The 5650-nt window shown below is 73.4% G+C and carries 7 protein-coding genes; 1 reads left to right on the forward strand and 6 read right to left on the reverse strand.

Features of this window, described 5'->3' with window-relative positions:
* The 5 genes from VFW24_13350 to VFW24_13370 form a co-directional block, all read right to left on the reverse strand.
* Nucleotides 1–255: hypothetical protein (locus tag VFW24_13350; protein HEX5267751.1), on the reverse strand; the 255-nt coding region annotated here is incomplete at its 3' end.
* 62 nt (nt 256–317) lie between these two features.
* Nucleotides 318–1331 (reverse strand): hypothetical protein, encoded by a 1014-nt coding sequence (locus tag VFW24_13355; GenBank protein HEX5267752.1) that lies wholly within the window; start codon nt 1329–1331, stop codon nt 318–320.
* 12 nt (nt 1332–1343) lie between these two features.
* Complete coding sequence (locus tag VFW24_13360) at nt 1344–1484, reverse strand: hypothetical protein (GenBank protein ID HEX5267753.1); 141 nt, start codon at nt 1482–1484, stop codon at nt 1344–1346.
* 8 nt (nt 1485–1492) lie between these two features.
* On the reverse strand, nt 1493–2341 hold the full coding sequence (locus VFW24_13365; GenBank protein ID HEX5267754.1) for an SDR family oxidoreductase: 849 nt from the start codon (nt 2339–2341) through the stop codon (nt 1493–1495).
* Nucleotides 2338–3108, reverse strand: a complete 771-nt coding sequence (locus VFW24_13370) for a phytanoyl-CoA dioxygenase family protein (GenBank protein HEX5267755.1) — start codon at nt 3106–3108, stop codon at nt 2338–2340. Before VFW24_13370 ends, VFW24_13365 begins: the two co-directional genes overlap by 4 nt.
* Before the next feature lie 65 nt (nt 3109–3173).
* Here VFW24_13370 and VFW24_13375 point away from each other — a divergent pair, with 65 nt between their 5' ends.
* Nucleotides 3174–3578, forward strand: a complete 405-nt coding sequence (locus VFW24_13375) for a hypothetical protein (protein ID HEX5267756.1) — start codon at nt 3174–3176, stop codon at nt 3576–3578.
* A gap of 20 nt (nt 3579–3598) precedes the next feature.
* Here VFW24_13375 and VFW24_13380 read toward each other — a convergent pair whose 3' ends face one another.
* On the reverse strand, nt 3599–5512 hold the full coding sequence (locus tag VFW24_13380) for a right-handed parallel beta-helix repeat-containing protein (protein ID HEX5267757.1): 1914 nt from the start codon (nt 5510–5512) through the stop codon (nt 3599–3601).
* Between the last annotated feature and the right edge of the window lie 138 nt (nt 5513–5650).

Consider the following 5650-nt stretch of genomic DNA (forward strand, 5'->3'; position numbering starts at 1 on the left):
CGAGGTGAGGGTGCGATGGGCGGTCAGCGTCCAGGTCCCGTCGAGGAGGGCCACGTCGTAGTGGCCGTGGGCGTCGGCCCGCACCCAGTGCGACCCGTCCTTGCCCAACGCCTCGACCAGGGCGTTCGGAACCAGGGCAACGAGAAACGAACAGGCCCGGCCCGGGACGCAGGCGGGGCGGGCGGTGACCACCCCGCTGACCACCCCGGGCACCTGCATCTGGCCGGACTGGTTGGCCCCCGAGCACGCAGCCACGCCGAGGCCCAGCAGCGCCGTCAGGGCGGCGCGGCGGGCAGGGCGGAGCGGTCCCGTGTCCGTCAGCCCCCGGCGCCCACCGGCGCCGCCGCCTTGACCCCCCGCTCGGCCAGCTGCCGGAGGAAGCCGGCGGTGTCGGTGACCAGGGCCGCCAGTCCCGCCGCACCGGGGGCTCCGGGGCCGCCGGGCCCGGTGAAGCGACCCTCGACGGCCCAGTGGGCGGCGAGGGCGGCGACGGCTCCGGCGGCGACGGCGGGGCGGTCGATGGCCCCGAGGACGTGGGATTCGGCGGCGGGGCCGCTTCGCCCGGCGACCTCGACGCGGACGGCGCCGATCAGGCCCTCCTGGTGGGGGCGGCGGAGCATCGGGAGGCGGGTGGTCACCCGGTCCCGTCGTGACGCGGCCCGCCGGGAGCTGATCCGGGCGGCGGAGGGGAAGGCGCCGTGGATCAGCAGGGGTTCGGCCAGCTCGGCCCGGTAGCAGTCCTGGGCGCCGGTCGGATCCGGGAACCAGCACAGCTCCCTTCCGCTGCCGGCGGGCGGCCGCACCCAGCCCCCCGCCGAGTCGTCCCACTCAGGGCCGGGGCGGCCGAGGCCGTCGTGGTGCTGCCGGGCGCAGGCGGGCCCCCCGGTGCCCGACGAGGCCACCCGGATCTCCTCGACCGAGTCGAGGCGGTCGGCGGCATGGCGGACCAGCACGCACGACAGGCCGGGGGAGAACCCGGCTCCGGCCACGAGCACCCGCCCGGCGCGGCCGGCGCGGGGCCCGAGGGTCAGCAGCTCCTCGATCTCGGTCAGGGAGTCGGTCGTGGCCACGACGTGGGCCCCGGCGTCCAGGGCGGCGGCGGCCCGGTCGGGCTGATCGCCGCCACACAGCACCACGGCGTCGGGCGCCGAGGAGAGGACCTCGGCCCACGGCGCCACCCGGGCGGGACCGCCTATGGCCCCGCGGACCTCCTCGGCGCGCGCCGCGTCGGCGCTGGTTAGGATCAGCTCGTCCGGAAGCCCGAGGGCGTGCACCTGGCGGGCGGCACGCGCTCCCACCGCACCGAGGCCAACCACCGCGAAACGGGTCATTCCGGGCCCGCCCTACCTGAGATCGGGACCGGACAGCTCCCGCCAGGCCCCCGAGCTCGGCGGCGGCGGCGGTTGCCGCACGACCAACCGCAGGGCCGAGGCGATGGCGCCCGCCACGCCCAGCGCCACCATCGCCCTGCGCAGCGCCCTCACCGCCGGGACTATACGGGCGCCCCTGTCCAGGCCGCGCTCCGCCGCCACAGCTCCGCCCCCAGCTCGGCGGTGGCGGAGCGGCCGGGCGGACGGGGGGAGCAAGCGTCGTAGTAGGCACCGGTGTCCCCGGCCAGGTCGGGGGCGGTGGCGCAGAACACGGTGGTGCGGGCCCCCTCCTCGGGCGTGCGCATGAACACCCGCTTCATCACGGCCCGGAAGGGCCAGGGCACCCGCTTCCAGATGTTCGACGCGATGGCGCCGGGGTGCAGCGAGTAGGTGGTGACCCCGCTGGCCTGGAGACGCCGGCCCAGCTCGGCGGAGAAGACGACGTTGGCGAGCTTGGACACGGCGTACTCCGGCATCCCGGTGAAGCTGCGGGTCGGGCGGCGCACCGCGTCCCAGTCGATGCCGCCGGCCTGGTAGTGGGCCACGCTGGCCACGGTGACGACCCGGGCGGGGGCGCTGGCCCGCAGGCGCGGCAGCAACAGCGCCGTGAGAAGGAAATGCCCGAGGTGGTTGGTGCCGAAGGCCAGCTCGAACCCACCGGGGGTGAGCCCCCGCTGGCCGGCCACCCCCGCGTTGTTGACGAGGACGTGGAGGGACTCGTCGGTGGAGAGGAACCGCTCGGCGCCGGCCCGGACGGACGCCGGATCCCTGAGGTCGAGGGGCAGGAAGGCGGCCCGGCCGGGGCCGGCCAACGACTCGATCTCGGCGAGGACAGGACGGGTGCGCTCCTCCGATCGGCCGGCCAGGTGAACCCGGGCCCCCCGGCGCGCCAGCTCCACGGCGGTGGCGCGGCCGATGCCGCTGTTGGCCCCGGTGACGAGGACGGTCCGGCCGGTGAGCTCGGGGCTCACCCCAGGACCTTGCGGGGATGGTGCCCGTCGACGTAGCCGAGAAACGGCGGATAGATGTTGTAGCCCAGCAGCTCCTGCAGCCGCTCGGGCAAGGTGTTGGCGACCTCGCGGGGCACGGCCAGGCAGTGGTTCTCCTGCGGACGCAGCCACGCCGAGACGTACTCGAGGATCACCCCCAGCCGGGGCCGGTCGGTCCGGTTGGCCCCCCCGCCGTGCCACAGGTTGCCCAGATAGATCATGGCGGACCCGGCGGGCATGGCCGCGACGACGGTGTCCTCCCCGGCCGGGGTCCGGCCCGGCTCCCACCGGTGACTCCCGGGGATCAGCCGGGTGGCGCCGTTCTCATCGGTGAAGTCGTCGAGGGGCCAGATGCTGTTGACGACCACCGGCGGGTGCGGCTCGGGGAGCGGGTAGACGCCCTCGTCCCGGTGGATGGTCTGGGCCACCTCTCCCGGCCCGATCTGGATGGCCACCGGCGCGCTCAGCTGGTAGTGGCCGAGGACCCGGTCGAGCACTCCCAGCAGGAGCGGGTCAACGGCGACCGTGTCGAAGGTCCGCGTCTTGGCGAACAGGGCGTACACCCGCCGGGTGGTGAAGCCCTCGAAGCTGTTGCGGCCGGTGGGGGTCCGGGCCAGCACGCCGAGGAGGTCCTCCCGCGCCGCCTCCACCTCTGCGGGACCCAGGGCATCCGGGACGATCACGTAGCCGTCGGCCAGGAGCCGGTCGCTCAGCTCATCCACGCTGGGACCGCTGGTGACGCCCGACATCGGGTGCGAGGCTACCCGGCCGGCCCCGGGTCCCCACCAGGGGCCCGGTACTGTCCGCTCCCGGCATGCTCGGCACCGCGCCCACGATCGTCCGTCTGTCCCTACACGTCACCGCCGCCGCCGTGTGGGTGGGCGGGCAGCTCACGCTCGGCGGCCTGGTGCCGACGCTGCGGAGGGCGGCGCCGGAGGCGACCGCGGCGGTGGCGAGACAGTTCGCCCGGTTGGCGTGGCCCGCCTACGTCGTGCTGCTCGGCACCGGGATCTGGAACGTGTCCGCCAGCGATCCGTCCCGGCAGACCGGGGCGTGGAAGGCCGTGCTCTCGGCCAAGATCGTGGTGGCGGTCCTGGCCGGAGTCGCGGCCTTCGCCCATCAGCGGGTGACCGGCCGGAGGGGGATCGCCATCTGGGGCGCCCTGGCCGGGCTCAGCTCGCTCAGCGCCCTCGTGGTGGGAGTGGCGCTGAGCGGCTGAATCCCCCCCTGGTCCGTTCGCTACTGCGTGGCGGACATGCCCAGGATGGCGGTGCCGTCGTGCTTACCGGCGCCCGATCCCAGGAACGGAGCGTTGCCGAAGGTGAACACCCCTCCGTCCCGGGCCACCAGGGCATAGCCCCCGGCGGGAGTGGGCGGGGGCGGCCCACCGGCAGGGGGCGGGCCGGCGAACGGCCGCTCCGGCCCGAGAACGATCCCGACCACCGGGGCCGCCAGGTGGAGGTTCCCGGTCGAGCCGTAGAAGTGGGCGTCTCCGAAGGTGAACACGCCACCGTCGGCGCCCACCAGGTAGTAGCCGCCGTCGGTCGGGCTGCCCGCGATGCCGACGATCGGCGGGCTCAGGTGCTTCCCGCCCAGCGAGCCGTGGAAGCGGGCGTCACCGAAGCTGAAGACGCCGCCGGTGGCCGAGACCAGCCAGTACCCGTCGCCCGTGGACGTGACGGCCATCCCGACGATCGGCGCCGTGAGGTTCTGGGAAGGCAGCGACCCGAGCTTCTGGGCGTCACCGAAGGGGTACACGACCCCGTTCCGGGTGAACAGGTAGTAGCCGATGCCGCCGGTGCTGTTCCCGTTGGCCGGCGTCGCCACGATCCCGGCCACGGGGGACGCCGGCTTGACGCCGGTCGACAGCAGGGATCCCGAGCTGGTGGCGTCACCGAAGTCGTACACCGCCCCCGCCGTCGTGGCGATCCAGTAGCCGTTGTCGTCCCGGCTGGCGGCCATCCCGACGACCGAGCCGAAGGTCCGGATGCCCGAGCCGGGGATGGAGCCGGTGTACTGCGCCCGCCCGAGAGTGAGGATCCCCCCGTCGGAGCCGACCATCGTGTCGCCTGCGAAGGGGTCCGGCTTGTGGAAAACGGCCACCCCACCCGGGGTCACGCTGATGTTGTTGGCGCCGATGTGCAGGCCCGGTGTGCTCCCTTTGATCCAGATCGCGTAGTACTGCTGGTTGATCGTGTTGCCGGACAGGGTCGTGTTGCTCACGACCGGGACGGCGCCCGGAGGACCGCCCTCGGCCTGGATGGCGATGCCGGTCAGCTCGGGCGGACCGAAGGGAGTGGCCCAGTGGTTGAGCGAGACGTTGTTGCCCGTGATCACGGTTCCGTCGATCACGTCACCGGGGGCGTTGGCGTGGAGCACGATACCGGCCAGGGCCGACCCCACGATGTTGTTCCCGGAGATCGTGGTGGCGGTGTTGGAGACCCCCGGGCCGTCACCGGCCAGGACGATCTGGCCCACGAAGACCCCTGTCGGCCCCACCTCGCCCGGGTGACCCACGATCTGGTTGTTCGTGACGGTGATGTGGTCGGTCCCGCCCCCGGCGTTGTAGCCGGCCACGACCAGGTCACAGCCCGAGCCGATGTTGTTGGGCAGATTGTTCCCGGTCACCGTGTCGTTGACGGACTTGACCGGCTGGGCCGGGCCGGGATTGGGGGCTCCGGGCGTGGTCGGCCCGTCGTCGTTGACCCCGATGGCGCCGTCGTCCACGTTGTTCTGGACGGTGTTGTTCTTGATGGTGGAGTTGCTGACCCCGTCGATCTGGAGGGCCTTGTCCTCGTTGAGCTTGCTGTTGGGGTGAAGACCGTTGTTCTGGACTGTGGAGCCGGAGACGGTCAGCCCGCTCGTGTCCTGGGCGTAGATGCCGTGCGTGTTGGCGTTGCTGACGGTCGTACCGGTGATGCTCACGCCGGTTGCCGTCGGGCCGACGTAGATGCCGATGTCACATCCCGTGGCGTCGACCGTCTGGTTGGCGATGGTCTGAGCGGCGGTGGCCACCAGGGCCGCCGTCAATCCGGTCGCACCCGCCGGGGCGCACGTGGCGGCCTGGGCGGCACTGCCCGGTAGCGCCACCACCGCCCCTGCCGCCGCTACCAGTGACCCGATCGCCGCACGCGTGAACCTGGTCCTCAACATCTGCCTCCCTCGCCGATGAACCCTCTGCACCCAGACAGCCGGGCAAGTGCATCGCGGCCGGCACCCCGTGTCAAGGGGTCGGAGGGCAGATTGGTTGCACCGAGGACCGGTTCGGGCCGTTTGTCCTCAGGGGTCGTT

It is taken from the genome of Acidimicrobiales bacterium, assembly GCA_036273495.1.
GTDB lineage: Bacteria > Actinomycetota > Acidimicrobiia > Acidimicrobiales > JAJPHE01 > DASSEU01.

Excerpts from the sequence above, each read along its gene's own strand:
- VFW24_13355 (HEX5267752.1), bottom strand. The coding sequence starts at position 1,331 with ATGACCCGTTTCGCGGTGGTTGGCCTCGGTGCGGTGGGAGCGCGTGCC.
- VFW24_13370 (HEX5267755.1), bottom strand. The coding sequence starts at position 3,108 with ATGTCGGGCGTCACCAGCGGTCCCAGCGTGGATGAGCTGAGCGACCGG.
- VFW24_13375 (HEX5267756.1), top strand. The coding sequence starts at position 3,174 with ATGCTCGGCACCGCGCCCACGATCGTCCGTCTGTCCCTACACGTCACC.
- VFW24_13380 (HEX5267757.1), bottom strand. The coding sequence starts at position 5,512 with ATGTTGAGGACCAGGTTCACGCGTGCGGCGATCGGGTCACTGGTAGCG.